Annotated in this window: 14 protein-coding genes and 1 pseudogene; 4 read left to right on the top strand and 11 right to left on the bottom strand. The window is 70.8% G+C overall.

Going from position 1 to position 16282, the window contains the following annotated elements; genetic code table 11:
• Nucleotides 1–15: 15 nt before the first annotated feature.
• The 10 genes from OG747_RS38845 to OG747_RS38800 form a co-directional block, all read right to left on the bottom strand.
• Nucleotides 16–1224, bottom strand: a complete 1209-nt coding sequence (locus OG747_RS38845; RefSeq protein WP_405884029.1) for an aspartate aminotransferase family protein — start codon at nucleotides 1222–1224, stop codon at nucleotides 16–18.
• A gap of 70 nt (nucleotides 1225–1294) precedes the next feature.
• Nucleotides 1295–1825: a DUF6031 family protein gene (locus OG747_RS38840; RefSeq protein WP_405884028.1), complete on the bottom strand. Its 531-nt coding sequence runs from the start codon at nucleotides 1823–1825 to the stop codon at nucleotides 1295–1297.
• 41 nt (nucleotides 1826–1866) lie between these two features.
• Nucleotides 1867–2892, bottom strand: coding sequence for a DUF6001 family protein (locus OG747_RS38835; protein ID WP_405884027.1), 1026 nt, complete (start codon nucleotides 2890–2892; stop codon nucleotides 1867–1869).
• Nucleotides 2893–2987: 95 nt separating this feature from the next.
• The gene (locus tag OG747_RS38830; RefSeq protein ID WP_405884026.1) at nucleotides 2988–3950 is read right to left on the bottom strand and encodes a fatty acid desaturase family protein; all 963 of its coding nucleotides are present in this window, start codon (nucleotides 3948–3950) and stop codon (nucleotides 2988–2990) included.
• Nucleotide 3951: 1 nt separating this feature from the next.
• Nucleotides 3952–4494 carry a dCTP deaminase domain-containing protein gene (locus OG747_RS38825; RefSeq protein WP_405884025.1) on the bottom strand — a complete coding sequence of 181 codons (543 nt, stop codon included), beginning with the start codon at nucleotides 4492–4494 and terminating at the stop codon, nucleotides 3952–3954.
• A complete protein-coding gene (locus OG747_RS38820; protein WP_405884024.1) occupies nucleotides 4491–5042 on the bottom strand; it encodes a hypothetical protein in 552 nt (183 codons plus the stop codon). Before OG747_RS38820 ends, OG747_RS38825 begins: the two co-directional genes overlap by 4 nt.
• Nucleotides 5039–6094, bottom strand: a complete 1056-nt coding sequence (locus tag OG747_RS38815; RefSeq protein ID WP_405884023.1) for a hypothetical protein — start codon at nucleotides 6092–6094, stop codon at nucleotides 5039–5041. Before OG747_RS38815 ends, OG747_RS38820 begins: the two co-directional genes overlap by 4 nt.
• A complete protein-coding gene (locus tag OG747_RS38810) occupies nucleotides 6079–7767 on the bottom strand; it encodes an alkaline phosphatase family protein (RefSeq protein WP_405884022.1) in 1689 nt (562 codons plus the stop codon). Before OG747_RS38810 ends, OG747_RS38815 begins: the two co-directional genes overlap by 16 nt.
• Nucleotides 7764–8963 carry a hypothetical protein gene (locus tag OG747_RS38805; RefSeq protein ID WP_405884021.1) on the bottom strand — a complete coding sequence of 400 codons (1200 nt, stop codon included), beginning with the start codon at nucleotides 8961–8963 and terminating at the stop codon, nucleotides 7764–7766. The genes OG747_RS38810 and OG747_RS38805 overlap by 4 nt, the downstream gene beginning before the upstream one ends.
• Nucleotides 8953–9639: a PEP-utilizing enzyme gene (locus tag OG747_RS38800; RefSeq protein WP_405884020.1), complete on the bottom strand. Its 687-nt coding sequence runs from the start codon at nucleotides 9637–9639 to the stop codon at nucleotides 8953–8955. The genes OG747_RS38805 and OG747_RS38800 overlap by 11 nt, the downstream gene beginning before the upstream one ends.
• A gap of 5 nt (nucleotides 9640–9644) precedes the next feature.
• Here OG747_RS38800 and OG747_RS38795 point away from each other — a divergent pair.
• The 3 genes and pseudogenes from OG747_RS38795 to OG747_RS38785 all read left to right on the top strand — a co-directional run.
• A pseudogene (locus tag OG747_RS38795) lies at nucleotides 9645–11195 on the top strand (purine-cytosine permease family protein); the annotation flags it as partial.
• A gap of 157 nt (nucleotides 11196–11352) precedes the next feature.
• Nucleotides 11353–11739, top strand: a complete 387-nt coding sequence (locus OG747_RS38790; protein ID WP_405884019.1) for a phospholipase D-like domain-containing protein — start codon at nucleotides 11353–11355, stop codon at nucleotides 11737–11739.
• Nucleotides 11740–11895: 156 nt separating this feature from the next.
• On the top strand, nucleotides 11896–13971 hold the full coding sequence (locus OG747_RS38785; RefSeq protein ID WP_405884018.1) for a SpoIIE family protein phosphatase: 2076 nt from the start codon (nucleotides 11896–11898) through the stop codon (nucleotides 13969–13971).
• Nucleotides 13972–14446: 475 nt separating this feature from the next.
• Here OG747_RS38785 and OG747_RS38780 read toward each other — a convergent pair whose 3' ends face one another.
• The gene (locus OG747_RS38780; RefSeq protein WP_405884017.1) at nucleotides 14447–15115 is read right to left on the bottom strand and encodes a TetR/AcrR family transcriptional regulator; all 669 of its coding nucleotides are present in this window, start codon (nucleotides 15113–15115) and stop codon (nucleotides 14447–14449) included.
• Between the two features lie 159 nt (nucleotides 15116–15274).
• Between OG747_RS38780 and OG747_RS38775 the strand changes: the two genes are divergently transcribed.
• Nucleotides 15275–16228, top strand: a complete 954-nt coding sequence (locus OG747_RS38775) for a fumarylacetoacetate hydrolase family protein (protein ID WP_405884016.1) — start codon at nucleotides 15275–15277, stop codon at nucleotides 16226–16228.
• Nucleotides 16229–16282: the final 54 nt, after the last annotated feature.

Raw genomic sequence — 16282 nt, 5'->3', positions numbered from 1 at the left:
TTCAGCGCGAAGGGATCACGCGGGAATGTCGGCGACCGCCGAGGCCACGGCGTCGAGCCCGCCGTCCAGGTCGTCCTGGCCGATCACCGCGGGGGGATAGACCCGGAGCACCTGGGGCGCATTGAGGCAGAAGCTGAGCAGCACGCCGCGTTCGGCGGCCTTGAGGACGATCTGGCCCGCGATGCCCGGGGTCCTGGCCTCGATGCCGATCATCAGCCCTTCGCCGCGCACGTCACGGATGCGTGGATCGTCGCCCAGCGACTCCGCCAGGCGCTTGCGGGCGTGGGCGCCGAGCCGCCGGGCGTCGTCGACGAACTGTGGTGTGCGGACCAGTTCGACCACGGTGCGTCCCACCCGCCCGGCCAGGGCGCCACCGGCGAACGAGGACGCGAGGACCACCGGGTCGACGGCGCTCTCGCCGATCTTCGCTCCGCGGTACACGACCGCGGCCAGCGGCATCAGCCCGCCGCCCAGGACCTTGCCACTGAGCAGCAGGTCGGGCGGGCAGTCGTCCGCCGACCGCCAGAGCCGGCCGCAGCGGCCGAGGCCGGTCTGGATCTCGTCGAGGACCAGCAGGGTGCCCGTGTCGTGGCAGAGCTGCCGCAGTCCTTGGAGGTAGCCGGGGTCGACAGGGCGGATGCCACCCTCGCCCTGGACCGGTTCCGCGAACACCGCGGCGACCGTGCTGCCCGCGAGCACGCGTCGGACCTCGTCGAGGTCGCCCGGCGTGAGGAAGTGGGCCGGTGCCGCCAGCGGCAGCGGGGAGCGCACCGCGAAGCAGTCGGACAGGTGCAGGGCTCCGGCGGTCTTGCCGTGGTAGGAGCCGCGCAGGGCGGCGAACTCGCCGCGGCCGGTGGCCAGGGCGGCCATCTTCATCGCCATGTCGACCGCTTCGGCGCCGCTGTTGGCGAAGGCCACCCGGTCCAGGCCCGTGGGGGCGGCGCCGATCAGCGCCTCGGCGCACTCGGTGGCCTCGGTGTTGCCGAGGACCTTGCCCGACAGGCCCATCAGTTCCAGCTGCTCGCGGGCGGCGGCGACGATCCGCGGGTGCCGGTGGCCGAGCAGATGGACGCCGAACGAGCCGAAGTCCAGCCAGCGGCGCCCGGCACCGTCCGTGATCCAGGCGCCCTGGGCCTCCGCTTCCGCGGCGAGCAGGCCCGACATCCTCAGCAGCAGTGCCTTGGAGCGGCCGAATGCCGCTCCGTAGCGTTCGACGAATCCCATGGGTGCGCGTCTCTCCTGTTCCGAACTGTCGCAGGCTGTTTCCGGCTGCTTCCAGCCGCTTCCGTCTGTTTCAGGCGTCCTTGAGGAACGGTTCGAGGAACGCGGCGTCGCTTCCGGTGGCCTCGCACAGCCGGGACCAGTCGCGCAGCGCCTGCAGCACCTCGCGCTGTCCGCTCGCCTGCAACGGATCGGGGATCTGCCCGGGGAACTCCTGGCACAGCCGGGCCCACAGCTCGCGTACACCGGTGTCGTCGGAGGCGTCCCCGCCGAACTCCTCGTTCAGTGCGAAGAGTTGGGCCAGTTCGCCGCCGTCGACGCGGCACGCCGCGCTCAGCCCGTACTCGAGGGCGAGGGCGAGCTGGTGGCCCTCACCGCCGGGTTCGGCTCCGGTCAGCCGCATGTCGATCTCAGCGAGCAGTTCGAGGAGGCGGAGCTTGACCACCTGCCGCAGCTGCGGCTGGTCCGCGCCGCCGTCCAGATCCTCCACGTAGGCGCGGCCGTCGACGGACAGCAGCCAGGCCACGGTGGCCCAGGACCGGACGGCCGCTTCGGGGGGAAGGCCCCGTCCGGCACGTACGTCGGGGAAGAAGGCGAGATCCATCGGGCTCCTCAAGGCAGTGGGCCGGGTGCGGTGTCGAACGGTCAGGCGGGCAGCAGGCGCACGGCGCCCACCCGGGCGGCGCGCAGCAGGTCGGCGGGCCGGGCACAGTCCGCCGGCGGCTGCGAGAGGGAGATCTCCCCGGTCGGCAGCGGCTCGGGGCCGAGAAAGCCCGCCGCCGCGCCGAGCACCATGTCGGCGCCGGGCAGGAACCGGCGACGTACCGCGTCGGAGGCCGACTCCACGGCCAGGGAGGGCTTGTGGCCCTCGCCCGCGTCGGCGTAGACCTTGGTCAGCAGCTCGGTGAAGGCGGGGGTCAGCGGCCCCTGTACCTTTCCCGCCAGTGCCTCGGTGACGTGGGTGCGCAGCGCGTCCACGGCCGTCAACAGGGGGTCTTTGCCCGGCAGTTCGGCGCGCAAGCGGGTCCAGCGCAGCAGATACCACTTGCGGTTGGAGTACACGTCACCGTGGTGCGAGAGCACGGCGTCCATGAGGTGGAGCAGGGCGTTCGCCGCGTAGCCGGCACGTCCTCGCTCCTCACCCGCCGCTTCGGCCAGGGCCAGGAAGAAGACCTGCTCGGCCGCGGTGTGCAGGGAGGACCACTTCCATACGCGGGCGAGCTGCGGCAGCCGGTCCTCGTAGGGCAGGGTCCGGTCCAGGGCCACGCCGTTGACGAGCCGTTCCAGGTACTTGCGGCGCAGCTCGTGCCGCTTGTCCCAGGCGCGGTGGCCGAGGACGACCTCACGCGGGGGCGCGGCGGCCAGTTCCGTGAGGTCGGCGAGTGCGCTGTCGACCTCGTCGTCGCAGAAGGAGACGGCTTCGAGGTGGTGGGGGCCCTCGAAGATCTGGGTGGCCATCCGCGCCCCGGACAGGGGTGCGCGCTGGATCCGGATGAAGTCCACGTCGCTGGTCGCGTTGGCAAGGCCGTGGACCGGGGAGCTGGTCACCAGGAAGTGCCGGGCGTCGCCCGTCCTTGCGCGCAGGGTCTGCTCCAGTGCGGCCGCCTGCAGGCCGCGTGTGCGCAGGAAGGCGTCGACGTGGCGCAGGCGCGCCTGTGCTGTGATGCCCATCGGGCTCCTCGGGATCGGTTCGGTGAGGGTGGGTGAGAGTCGGCGTGAGTCAGTGACGGGACGTCAGAAATCGTGTGTACGAGGTGAAGTGCGGCTCATCCCGTGGCGCGGGCGCGCCGTGCCTCCGCGACATGGCTCAGCACGCTGGACCTGCCGAACAGATAGGAGCGGGAGACATGGGCCTTGCGGCGCACCGCCTCGTTCTCCATGAGGCGGCGGTGCAGTTCGCCCAGGCGGTAGCAGGGGACGCTCGGGTAGAGGTGGTGCGCCAGGTGGTAGTTGATCCGGCAGGGCGAGAACAGCAGGCGTTCCAGGGCAGGGGCGAGCACCGTGCGGGTTCCGCCGATGCCGGAGTCCTGGTCGCAGCCGACGTGTTCGGCCATGTCGCGCAGGCGCAGGATCATACTGAGCGCCGTGAGCATCGGCACGATCCACAGCAGCAGGAACGCCGTCCACCATCCGGTGACCACGAGCGCCGTCACGAGCAGGGCGAGGCCGCCGAGGAACAGGTTGCGGCGGGCGGCGCCCATCGCGCGGGCCGCCTCTCGGTCGCCGCGCAGGACCGGCAGCAGGGAGAACTGGTCCAGGGTTCCCACCGTCTTGAGCAGGCCCAGGCCGACCGCGTCCTTGGCGAAGAGCCGGACCCAGTCCCCCGTCGTGTTGTCCAAGGCTGCCGGGTCGAAGTCCGGGTCGCGTTCGGTGTTCAGCCAGCGGTGGTGCTCCAGGTGGTGCCGGCGGTAGAGCGTCGTGCTGATGAAGAGCGGGAACGCCAACAGCACGTCGCTGAGCAGGTCGTTGATCCGCCGGTCGGCGAAGAGCAGGCGGTGCGCGCCGTCGTGCATCAGCACCGCGAGCGCGTGCTGGCGGGTGGCGATGACCACGATCGCGAGCACATACCCGTACCACTGGCCCCACCAGATCGCCCCGGCCGCGGCCGCGCCGATCACGGCCCACTGGCGGGCGATGGCGAGCGTGGCGCGCCAGGGGCTGCGCCAGGACAGCTCACGGACCTGCGCGATGTCGAGGAGCGGCGCGGTGCCGCGCGGCAGCGGGGCCATGTCAGCCGCCCACCGGCGCGAGCGCACCCGCGAAGTCGTCGCTGAGCCGGGAGCCGACGGCCTCGGTCGATCCGGTGTACTTGCCGTCGTAGAGGCGGGGCTCGCCCTGCATCGCCCAGAACGCCAACTTGCCGATGCGCATGCCGGGGTAGAGGCGGACCGGGTTGGCGACGGTGATCTCCAGCGTCCACGGGAAGACCGCGCCGCTGTGGCCGAGCGGCGCCGAGAACTGGATCCAGACGCCGAGGGTGGACACCGACCGGCAGGCGTACAGGGTGGCCGCATACGACGGGCTGCCCATCGCCTCCATGGTGCTGCCCAGGTAGAAGCGGCCGGGTTCCAGGAGGGTCCCGTCGTCGTCCATGGTCAGACGTCTGCTGGCGGGCGCCTCGTGGCTGTCCAGCGTCTCGCGCTCGTAGACCAGGAGTTGGGGTGCGAGGCGGAATCCGTACGAGTTGGGTTCGATCCTGGCCGGGTCGAAGTCGTCGATGCGGATGCTGCCCTCGGCCACGGCGCGGGCGATCTCCGGACCTGTGAGGATCATGTGCTGCTCCTGACGAAGGCGCGGATCGCGGCACGGTAGGCCGCGGCGTCCCCGCTGTTGTCGATGACGGTGTCCGGTGTGATCAGGTCGAGGCCGCGAGTCGAGCCGTCGGCCCGGGTCAGGTCGCCGCGCTCGGCGAGCCGCTTGCGGCGGATCTCCTCGTCGCAGGTGATCCGCAGGATCCGGAAGCCCGCCGCGCGCAGGGCCGGGGCGTCGACGTGCGGGTCGCGCAGATCGTCGTTGAGCACCATGTCGGTGTCGGTGGCGGCCAGCCGGGCGGTGAAGTCGTCGGCCAGGGTGCGCGGGTTGAGCCGTCGCAGATGCCCCGCCAGGTTCTCCATGAGGACTTGGTCCTGCGCTCCTTCGTGCAGCGGGACCCCGGCCGCCGCGTAGACCTGCCGCTGCAGCTCGTACAGGGGGCGGGCGAGCGGCACCCGGGTGCAGGAGAGCCCGTGCTCGCGGGCGTACGCGGCGAGTTCGGCCGCGCAGGTCGACTTGCCGGAGCCGGAGAGTCCGATCACCGCGATCCGCAGCGACACGCCGCTCATGCGCCGGCCGCCGGGGCCACGTCCAGGGCCGCGTCCAGATCCACGTCCAGCGCGCCGGTCAGCCGCAGCACCGACAGGTCCGCGAGAAGCGGGCGCATCGCGGACAGGGTCGCGTAGAACGCCGCGTAGTCGGGGACCAGGTAGTGCTGCCAGCCGAAGAAGGTGGTGTCCACCGAGCGGTCGACGATCCGGTTGAGTTCCATCCAGCGCGCGGAGAGCGCGTCCACGGATTCGACCGCGAAGGGCTCCTGCGGATCCACCCGGGGCAGCAGCAGACCGGCGAGCCGCCGTGGCTCGGGGGTGAACGGCGAGCCGAGCCAGGCCTCGAAGACGTCCACGTCGAGCAGGAGCTTGCGCCGGTCGGGCAGGTTGGCCAGGCCCGGCTCGACGGAGTCGGTCACCCACGTGACCAGCTCCGGGTGTTCCCTGATCGTGCCGGCACCGACGTAGGGGTAGTCCCGCCACGGATGCGCGACGACGGCGCCGTCCTCGATCCGGCAGAACAGCTTGTCGCCCGTGAAGTACTGCCAGCCCGGCCGGCTCAACACCGACAGCAGGGTGGTGGTCTTCCCCGCCCCCTTGGGCCCCGCGATGGCGTACGCCGCCCCGTCCCGGTGCACCCCTGCGGCGTGCAGCACCACGGTGCCGCGGGTCTCTTCCGTGCGGATGATCAAGTCCCGTATGAAGTCGAGGAGTTGACACCAGGATCCGTCGGTGATGCCCACCTCGAACCGCTGGTCATCGGCCGTGTCCACCGGCACGTCGAGGCGGGTCGACCCATTGGCGTAGACGAGGCGCCGGCCGTGCCGGGACAGCAGGGCGTGGAAGGTGAACTCCGGTGCGGTGCTCTGCCGGATCACCACCGGGCGCCCCTCGGGTGGCTGGGCCACCGGGTCGTAGGGGATCACCGACAGGTGGAAGGCGGGTTCCTGGGCGGGCAGGTCCGCCATGGTGTGCCGGAAGAACCTGCCCACCGGCTCGAACGCCTTCTCCGCGTCCGGGTCGATCTCGAAGTGGAGCGTGGTGTCCAGGAAGTTCAGATAGCGGTGCACGCGTTCCTCGGAGTCGTTTCAGGTCGCGGTCGGGTGGCTCGTGCCGTCCGTTCGAGCTGGTGCAGGGCGATGCGGGCGGGCTCGGTGTTGTCCACGGTGCCCAGTTCGGTTCCGGGTTCGAGTCCGGGTCCCGCGGCGGCGAACACCGCGTGGAGGCGGGGGTCCCCGGAGTTCGTCACGTGCCCGCCGGGCTTGGGGGACGGGGCGAGCGCCCGCCCGTCCGGCCGCAGGGTCGCGGCGGGCAGGCAGTCCGGGTCGAACAGGATGTGCCGGACGGTCTCGGGGTCGGCGCCGGGCGAGGTGCGAAATCCGGCGGTGACGGGGCGGCCGCGCCGCGGGTCGGTGAGCGTACGCAGCGCCGCCTCGGCCTTGTCGAGGAGTGCGGCCGCCGCGGCTCGGTGGACGTAACCGCCGGGCAGGTCTTGGTGGTTGACCCAAAGCGAGCCGTTGTTCGCCGGGTGGTAGACCACCGCGGACCGGTGCGGGTCGAGTCCGCCGTCCGCCGCGCGCGCCGCGAGACCGGCCGCGATGAGCGCCTCGTTGGGATGGACCGTCCATGCCGTGCCGGCGATCCCGTGGTCCGCGGTGAGCAGCACCGTGTCGTCGGCGTCCGCGCGCCGCATCACCTCGCCGAGCAGCCGGTCGGCGAGGCCGTAGCCGCGCGCGATCCGCTGCCAGACCTGCCCGGCGACGTCGGGGCGGTGGGCGGCGCTGTGCGGGTCGCACCAGCCGGCCAGATCGTGGCCGAGGTCGTCGGTGGTGGGCAGGTAGACGATGACCAGGTCGGCGCTGTGCCGGCGCAACACCAGGTCCGCCGCCGCGGCGAAGGACGCGTGCACGCGGGCCGTCGAGGAGAGCAGCAGGTCCTCGGCCGTGCCGTCCCCGCCGTCCACCAGGCGGGGCCCCAACTCCCCCGCCCGGTACACGGATCCGAGGCTCTCGCCCGCGAACACCGGGAGCCGCGCGAGCGCGCCGGCCAGGTCCGTGTCCCGGCCACCCGCGCGCAGCCGCCAGGCGCCGGTGCGCAGCAGCAGCCACTCGCCGCCGACGCGGAGGGTGCGCAGCCAGATCCCGCTGTCGTTGCCGAGCCGCAGCGGCCGCCAGCGTGCGTCGCGTGCGTGCAGGGTGACGGACCGGCCGCCGCAGCTCACCTCCGTCAGCTCACGACGGCCCGCTCCATACGGCTCGGCGTCGACGGTGAGCCGGAACGGTCCGACGTCCGCGTGCTGCCGTCGGCCCTCGATCCGTATCAGGGCGTGCCGGTCGTGCCTGCGGCTGTACGCCTCCACGGCCGCGTCCAGGGCGGTATCGGCCTGCCCGTCCGCGGCGAAGGTCCACGGCACGTGCACGGTCGCGGTGCGCAGCCCGGCCCGCGCGGCCGTCTGCCACACCGTCGGTGCGGCGCAGCGCCCCGGTGCGAACGCTGTGTCCGCGGCCCCCACGCCTGCCGCGCCGGGGATCTGGAACCCGGTGACCTGGTGCTGCTGCGGCCAGGTGCCGGTGAAGAGCGTGGCCAGCGACGGTGGCGTCTGGCAGTTGGGGGCGGGCGGCCGGGCCGCGCCCCACAGGCCCCGCGCGCGCAGCCGGGCCGTGTGGGGCAGCGCCCCCTGTGTCACGAGCCGGTCGACGATCCAGTGCGCGGCGCCGTCCCAGACCAGCCAGTAGACCGTCACGGGGCGGGTACGAGGTCCGGTCGGGCGGCGACGACATCCCGCAGGAAGCTGCGCTTGGAGTAGAAGGAGCGCTCCTTGGCCCAGCCGCGGTCCGCGAGATAGCCGTCCAGCCACGCCCCGATGCGTTCCATCTCCTCGGTGACCTCGCCCGCGGGGTGGTCGAGCAGGTTGCGGGAGCGCAGGTACTCCACCTCGCACTGGGAGAGCACCACGTCGGGGGCGTCGAGCAGCGAGCAGTGGTCGAAGAAGATGCCGTAGATGTGTCCGGTCCGCATCGACTCGCACTGGACGTCGTAGCGGATCCGGCGGAACGGCGGCATGGCCCGGCTTTGCAGGCCGAGTGCGTCGGCGAGATGGGCGGCGAACCCCTCCGCGGTGACGTCCACGCCGTGCGTGTGCTCCTCACGGCGGGCGAAGGAGTCCTCGGCGAACCACTTGCGCTTGAGCATGTGCTTGCCGTCGGTCGTGGGGATGAACGACGCGTAGCCGCGGGCGTCCTCGGGGGCGAGGACGTCGAAGAGGTGGTTGTCGTAGGTCCAGATCTGGAACTCCTCCCGGTACTCCGGCCTGCATCCGGGCAGTTCACCCGCGTGCAGGGACCCGAGCACCTCCATCGCCGCCGTCCAGATGTCCGGTGCGGGGTCCAGGGTGTACTTGAACTCCAGCTCGGTACCGGCGTGGTGGTTGCGGAAGTAGAGCAGGTGGTTGCCGAGCTGCAGGTCGAACCGGCGGAAGGACGCCAACACCGGCTCCAGCCAGTAGAGTTGAGTCACCGCCCCGGACCCGACCGGTTCGGCGGTGGTGCGGACGAAGCAGGCGTCATCGGCGTAGCTGCGGATCTGCGCGTAGGCGTGGAATCCGCCGCCGGGCTCTTCGGCCAGGTAGCACAGGGGCACCAGAGCGGGTCCCCCCGCATCGGCGAGCGACCGCAGCGCGGGCCCGGCGAGCCCGCGGGGGAAAAGGTCAGGCCCGCGTACGGTCGTGCGGCCGAGCGGGGTGCCCGCGCTCGTGAGCGCCTGTACGTCGCAGGTGCCGAGGTCCGCCCAGCGCACGACGACCGTGGTGCTGGGCACGGTGATCTCCTGCGGGGGGACCCGTACCAGCAGCAGCGGGTCCTCGGGGTCGCGCGCCGTGGTGCCGTTCAGCAGGTGAACTCCGCCGAGCGCCACCCAGGTTCGTCGTTCTTCAGCGCTCATCAGTGGTGCTCCTTCCGTTCGTGGCCACCGTGACGGTGCCCTCGCCGATGACTGTTTCGCCGCCGTCCGGCAGCTCCCCGAGATCCGCCGCGACCAGGGCCGGCACCCCGGCTTCGCGCAGCAGGATCGCCAGATGGCACAGCACGGAGCCCTCGTCGAAGACGAAGCCCGCGACCGCGCCGATGAGCACCGAGAGCACGGCGTACGGGCGGTGTGCCCGGATCACCGGCGGCTGCGGCATGCTCTGGACCTTCTCCAGCAGGCGGGCGATCTCGGCGTGCTCCGCCACGTCCTTGCTGCGGTCCACGCTCACCGCCGGGCCCACCGACAGGCGGCTCAGCAGTTCGTCGTCAGACAGGGAGAGCAGCGGGCCGCTCGCCGACCCGGCGGAGACGAGCGTGCCGCCGTGGTCTCCGGTCAGCGCGTCGCCTCCCAGCAGGGAGTAGTCCACGAAGTGCGGCTCCCCGTCGGCCAGCACCCACTCGACGGTCACGTCCCCGTAGCGCTCGTGCATGCGCGTGGTGAACGCGGCCAGCGCCGGCAGATGGGGCGCGAGGGCCGGTGGGACCTCGCCACTGGCAGGTGTCCCGTCGAGGCTCATGCTCAGGGCGCGGGCCCCGGCGGTGCCCCGGTTGAGGGCGAGCAGCCCCTCAGGGGTGTGTTCGAGGAGGACCACCGCCCCCCTTCGCGGTGGCCTCCACGGCACTGGGCGGCATCGCCTACCTCGCCGACTACGCGATCGGCGCGTCCATCGCGATGTCGTACGGCTTCACCAACGCGGTGGCCTCGGTGCTGGCCGCGGCGGTCGTCATCTTCCTGACCGGCATCCCGATCGCCCGCGCCTGCGCCGCCAACGGTGTGGACATGGACCTGCTGACCCGCGGCAGCGGGTTCGGCTACTTCGGCTCGACTCTCACCTCGGTGATCTACGCGAGCTTCACCTTCATCTTCTTCGCCACCGAGGGCTCGATCATGGCCCAGGCGTTCCAGCGAGCCCTGCACATCCCTCTGCCGGTCGGATACCTGATCACGACGCTGATCGTCATCCCGATCGTGTTCAAGGGCATGAGCTGGATCTCCAAGATGCAGGTGTGGACCCAGCCGGTGTGGATCGCGGGCCTCGTCCTGCCGTTCCTGATCCTGGCCGTCACCGACCCGTCCGCGTACTCCCGGTTCACCCACTTCGGCGGCGCCCCCGACGGGCCGGGCTCCGGATTCGACCTGTACGGCTTCGGCATGGGCGCGGGTGTGGCCCTGTCGTTGATCGCGCAGATCGGCGAGCAGGCCGACTACCTGCGGTTCATGCCGCAGAAGACCGCCGAGAACAAGCGCCGGTGGAACCTGGCCGTCACCGCCGCGGGCCCCGGCTGGGTGATCATCGGCGCGATCAAGCAACTCGGCGGCGCGCTGCTGGCGTTCGCCGCGCTGAAGACGGTCGGCGCGAGCGCCGCGCTGCAGCCGATCGACCAGATCCTGCACGCCCTGCGTCCGTGGTTCGGCACGGCGGCCCTGCCCCTGGCCGCGTTCTTCGTGATCGTCTCCCAGGTGAAGATCAACTCGACCAACGCCTACTCCGGCTCGCTGTCCTGGTCGAACTTCTTCTCCCGCATCACCCACCGCCACCCGGGCCGGGTCTGGTACATCTTCCTCAACCTCGGCATCTCGCTGGTCCTGATGGAAGCCGACATGTTCAGCGCGCTGGGCACACTCCTCGGCTTCTACTCGAACGTCGCCATCGCCTGGATCGGCGCGGTCGTCGCCGACCTGGTCATCAACAAGCCGCTGGGCCTCAGCCCCAAGTACATCGAGTTCAAGCGCGCCTACCTGCACCCGGTCAACCCGGCCGGCTTCGGCGCGATGCTGGTGGCGTCCGTGGTGTCGCTGGTCGCCTTCTTCGGCGCGTTCGGTGACTACGGCGAGGCGTTCAGCCCGTTCATCGCGCTGGCCCTGGCCATGGCGCTCAGCCCGCTGATCGCGTGGGCGACCAAGGGAAAGTACTACCTCGCCCGCCCCAACCCCGATGCCCACGCGCCCACTTCGGGGACCACCGAGACCCGCACCTGCGCAGTCTGCGAGCTGGACTACGAGATCCCGGACACCGCGGACTGCCCGTTCCACGACGGCACCGTCTGCTCCCTGTGCTGCAGCCTCGACGCCGAGTGCCACGACGCCTGCACGAAGGGCGCGGCCGGCGGCCCGGTCCTGCTCGGCATGCCGGGCACGCGCGGGTGAACCCACGTGCTGTCCAGGGGCCGCTCCCTGGACAGCACAGGGACTGTTCCGCACCGGCGGTTGGCGATCACGTAGGAGACCTTCCCCATGACCTCTGCCGTCCACCCCACCCACGGGGCGCCCTCAACCGGTCCCGGAACCGGTCAAGTTGAAGGAGGTGGAGTCAGCGCTGCGCACGGCGCGGCTGGGACGCCGTCTGGAACGGCTCATCGGGATCACCGCGACCGAGGGCAACGCGGTGGTGCCGCTGCACAACGGCGAAGAGACCTTCCCCGCGATGCTGGACAGCATCGCGGCCGCCCGGCACACGGTCGACGACATCGCCGCGCTCGTCGGCTCGACCAACTTCGACCGGCGCTCGCTCGACCACGACGAGGAAGTCATGCTCGCGGTCCTGGACGAGAAGTTCACCGCGAGGCTCGACCGGCACTTCGCCGCGGACCGCGATGTCAGCGAGAAGATCCTCCCGGACCAATGGGCCGGGCGTCCGGTGTCCCAGCGCCTGCGGGAGAAAGCCGTCGCATCCATCCGCCGCTTCCTGTGATCGAGCGGACGAAACCGAAACCCACTCCCGCCACGCCCTGGCCCGTCTCTGCCCATCCACCAGCTGGATAGATCACGAGACCGCACTGGAGTACCAGGAGCAGACTGATAGTGGAGGTGGGTTGCCGTGGGGCAAAATGAAGCCATCTCGCCCGGCGTGGGTGCTGCAGTACTGGAAGCTCTGTTCCACCAGTCCCCGGCAGGCCTGCTGGTCCTGGACACGGAGCTGCGGATCCTGCGGGTCCACGCTGCCCTGCCGGTCCTGCACGAAGCGCCCCCTGAACAGATCATGGGCCGACACTTCACCGACGTGTATGACCTTTCCGCACCCGGTGAGGTGGAGGCGATGCTGCACAGCGTGCTGGAGAGCGGCGCGCCTGCGCGGGGGCGACTGGTGGGGGTGCGTCCGAAGGACGCGCCGGAGCCGGAATACCTGTTCTCCATCTCGGCATCTCGCCTGGAGGACTCGGCGGGGAGGATCTCGGGGGTGCTGGCGGAGGTACTCGATGTCACCGAATGCGAAAAGGTACGCGCCCGCCTACGCGTCTTCGACTCGGTGCGCGAGCACGTGGGACGGACCCTCGACGTGGTGGCCACCTGCGAGGAACTGGTGCAGGCCGTGGTGCCGGACTTCGCCGACATCGCCGTGGTGGAGGTGGTGGAGGCGGTGGTACGTGGCGAGGACCCTCCGCCGAGCCCTTTGGAACGGGAGGTGCCGCTGCGCCGTGCCGCCTTCGGCCACAGTGGCGGCAAGGAGCAGATTCAGCCACATCCGGTGGGTGACGTGCGCGCTCTGCCGTTCGCGACGCCTTACGCCCAGACGCTGGCCGACCTCAAGCCCCGCCTCGTTGCCCTGGGTCCCGACACGCCCTGGCTCGCAGCCGACCCGCCACGCGCCGAGGCGATCCGCGCCTCCGGTGCCCGCAGCCTTATCACCACACCCCTGACTCTGCGTGGAACCGTGCTGGGACTGATGAGCCTGTACCGCACCTATCAGGCCGGCCTCTACGACAAGGACGATGTCACCCTCGCCCTCGCCCTGGCCGCTCACACCGCGCTGTGCATCGACAACGCCCGCCGTTACACCCGCGAGCACACCATCGCCTTGACAGTCCAGCGCCACCTGCTCCCTCCCGGCACTGCGGCGCACAGCACCATTGAAACCGCGCACATGCACGTGCCGCCCGAGGCGGGCGGAGGTGGCGGGTTCCTCACCTTCTCCCTGCCCGGCGCCCGCACCGCACTGGCGGTCGGCGAAGTCGTCGGCCAGGGCATCCTCGCGGCCACCACCATGGGACAGCTACGGACCGCCATCCGCTGCCTGGCCGCACTCGACCTGGAGCCCGACGAGCTCCTCGCACGCCTCAACGACACCGCCGTAAGCCTGGCCCAGGAACGCGTAACTCTGCCGACCGGCGACCCCCTGCCGCCCACGGGAAGCTGCGTGTACGCGGTCTACGACCCCCTCGCCCAGACCTGCACCATCGCCCGGGCCGGCCATCCCCCACCCGTCATCGCCCATCCCGATGGGAGGATCGAAATCCCTCACCTGCCGAGCGGACCTCCCCTGGGCAGTGCCGAGGGACCACCCTTCGCCCCCACCACGGTCACTGTCGCCGACGGGAGCGTCCTCGCCTTCTACACCGCATCCCTCCTGCACGCCTCCCCGTCCGGTGCCCCAGGCTCCCCGGATACCCTTCAACGGGTGCTGGCCCAGGCTGAGCGGCCACTGCAGGATCTGTGCGATGACGTGCTCTACCGGCTGCCGAGCGACACCTGCCACGGCGACGTCATACTCCTCCTCGCCCGCACCCACGCATTCTCCGCAGACCAGGTCGCCACGTGGCATCTCGACCACCACCCCAAAGATGTCGCCACGGCACGCACCCACACCCAGCACCAGCTCACCCTTTGGGGAGTGGATGAGGAAACCGCCTATACCACCGAAATAATCGTCAGCGAACTGGTCACCAACGCCATCCGCTACGGCACCCCGCCTGTGCAGTTGCAGCTCATCAAGGACCGCACACTCACCTGCGAGGTCCACGACAGCAGTTCCCTCGCGCCGCGGTTGCGCCACGCGAAGACCATCGACGAAGGCGGGCGCGGCTTGTTCATCATCGCCCAACTCGCACAGAACTGGGGCGTCCGCTACTCCCCCGACGGCAAGACCGTCTGGGCCGAGCAGACTCTCCCGCCTTCAACCACGCCCTGCCCCCAACAGCGGTCATAGGTTCGTCACGACACGCATCACTCCGCGCCTGTCCGGAGTTCCGGCCGAGGTTCGCTGTCCCTCTCAACCTCTGCTCTCAGCGCCGTGGACTATCCGTGGACGGGAGCGCGCGACCTGGCGCGGTACAAGGGAGCTGACCTGCTGGAACACTCGGGAGGCAAGCCTCCTGTCGGGTTCGGAAAGTCATCGCTGCAGCTGGCAGGGGTGGGACGATCTCGGTTGGGACCATGTCCGCGTGATCGTCTCACTGGTGTACAAGGTGGCCCGCAAGCTGTTGTCCATCCCCCGGGGTTCTGCTGCGCCGCAACACCGCCAAGGACGCCGAGTTGCTCGTGCTCCGGCATGAGAACGCGGTGCTGCGCCGTCAGATCGACCACCCGGTACGCTACGAGCCCGCGGACCGGCTCCGCCGGGTGACGACCTGGTCGACGACCGGGAGGCCTCGGCGTCATAGGCGGCCGGCGCGACGCCCAGGTCAGGGCGCGGGCAGGGCGGGCAGGGCGGGCAGGGGCCGGATGGCGATCTCCTGTGCTTCGGTGCGCGTCAGGCCGAACATGCACAGTAGGCGGGCGGCCAGTTGATCGGTGACGCGCTCGACATCGAGGTCGGGGCGGGTCTCCAGGAGGTGCAGCACTCCGAGCAGGGCGCCGCCGACCATGGCGACGGCGGTATGGGGGTCGCCGATGTCCAGCCGCCCGCTGTCGGCGGCGGCCTGCAGGTCCCGCATCGCCTGCGGGGCCAAGCCGCTCTCCGAGGTCAGGTACGGCATGCCGGTGCGCACGAGGATCCTGGCCATCTGCGGGTGGGTGCGCTGTAGTCGGCCGGTCAGGCGGACGCTGGCGGAGAAGACCTCCGCCGGGTCCTTCAGGTCTCCTACAACGGAGTCCAGAAGAGCGCCATGTTCCTCCAAGGTGAGAGCGACGGCGGCGTCGAACAGCTCGTCCTTGCTGGTGAAGTGGTTGTAGAAGGAGCCGAAGCCGACGTCCGCCGCCTCGGTGATCTCCTGGATGCTCACGTCGGCCCGCCCCTGCTCGGCGAGAAACCTCTGCGCGGCGGCGACCAGCGCGGCCCGGGTGCGTGCCTTGCGCCTGTCCAGGCGGTTGGGCGCATGGCTGTTGGCCCTGACCTGTCCGTCGGTAGTCATCCCCATACTTTACCCATTTGGATCAATGACGATTCCTTCATCAGTGATTGAAATAACTCTTGACGAGTTTGCCATCTGGACTGATGCTTCCATCACCAGTGACCGGAGATTGCTCGCGGGAGCACTTCGGTCGACGATGTCCAGGACTCGGGAGAGCCGATGAGTATCCAGGTCGTCCGCACCGCAGACGGCTGGTGGGTGGAGAGCGGCACAGGGAGGCTGCACCGCATCGCCACTGATGCGGACACCACCGCCGGCCTGCTCGCCGACCGCTCCGCCGTGCAGGAGGCGGCCGCCCGCGCCGCGGCCGACCCCGACGCCGGGCTTTCCGCTGGAGAAGGGGAGCTGCTGTCGCCCGTCACCACCCCCTGCCGGGTGGTGGCGCAGATGGTCAACTACCGCTCCCACGCAGTGGACTCCGGGTTCGACCCGGACACCGTCCCGCCCGCGTTCTTCCGCAAGGCCTCCGGGTCCGTCAGCGGCCCCTACCAGGACATCGTGCGTCCACAGCACGTGCGGTTCCTGGACTACGAGGTCGAGCTCGGCCTGGTGATGGGGGCGGACCTGCCCGTCGGCACCGAGGTCACCGACTCCACCCTGCCGAAATATGTCGCCGCACTGGTCGTCGCCGACGACGTCAGCGCCCGCGACCTGCAGCTGCCCAAGACCCAGTTCTACGAGTCCAAGTCCTACCCCACCTTCACCCCGCTCGGCCCCCGTCTGCTCCTGGTCGACGCCGACGACCTCGCCCGTCTGGCCGACCTGCGGCTCACGTTGAAGGTCAACGGGGCCACCCGGCAGGACCACACCGCCACGGACATGATCGTCCGGCCCGCGCGCGCCGTCAGCCTGCTGGCCCGCTTCCAGACCCTGAAGGCCGGTGACGTCCTGCTCACCGGAACCCCCGGCGGCACCGCCCTCAAGTCCCCGGGCAAGCTCCTGGCCACGCTTGCCGCCCTGCTGCCCCCGCACAAGCGCTGGCAGAAGTTCTTCGCCCGCCAGCAGCAGAACCCCAACTACCTCAAGGACGGCGACGTCGTCACGGCCCGCATCGCAACCGACGACGGCGTCCTCGACCTCGGAGAGCAGCGCACGGTGGTGCGCGCCCACTGAGACTCCCGGGACCCCCGCCCGGGACCGGCCGGCCCGGCTCCCCGTACTGGGCCG

It is taken from the genome of Streptomyces sp. NBC_01384 (assembly GCF_045040035.1).
Taxonomy (GTDB): Bacteria; Actinomycetota; Actinomycetes; order Streptomycetales; family Streptomycetaceae; genus Streptomyces.
Note: the sequence above shows the minus strand (reverse complement) of the source record. Positions and strands in the feature narration are given on the sequence as shown.

Bases quoted from the DNA above. Each gene is read 5' to 3' on its own strand.
- OG747_RS38780 (WP_405884017.1), bottom strand. From the start codon at position 15,115: ATGACTACCGACGGACAGGTCAGGGCCAACAGCCATGCGCCCAACCGC.
- OG747_RS38775 (WP_405884016.1), top strand. From the start codon at position 15,275: ATGAGTATCCAGGTCGTCCGCACCGCAGACGGCTGGTGGGTGGAGAGC.
- OG747_RS38845 (WP_405884029.1), bottom strand. From the start codon at position 1,224: ATGGGATTCGTCGAACGCTACGGAGCGGCATTCGGCCGCTCCAAGGCA.
- OG747_RS38835 (WP_405884027.1), bottom strand. From the start codon at position 2,892: ATGGGCATCACAGCACAGGCGCGCCTGCGCCACGTCGACGCCTTCCTG.
- OG747_RS38830 (WP_405884026.1), bottom strand. From the start codon at position 3,950: ATGGCCCCGCTGCCGCGCGGCACCGCGCCGCTCCTCGACATCGCGCAG.
- OG747_RS38840 (WP_405884028.1), bottom strand. From the start codon at position 1,825: ATGGATCTCGCCTTCTTCCCCGACGTACGTGCCGGACGGGGCCTTCCC.
- OG747_RS38820 (WP_405884024.1), bottom strand. From the start codon at position 5,042: ATGAGCGGCGTGTCGCTGCGGATCGCGGTGATCGGACTCTCCGGCTCC.
- OG747_RS38825 (WP_405884025.1), bottom strand. From the start codon at position 4,494: ATGATCCTCACAGGTCCGGAGATCGCCCGCGCCGTGGCCGAGGGCAGC.
- OG747_RS38805 (WP_405884021.1), bottom strand. From the start codon at position 8,963: ATGAGCGCTGAAGAACGACGAACCTGGGTGGCGCTCGGCGGAGTTCAC.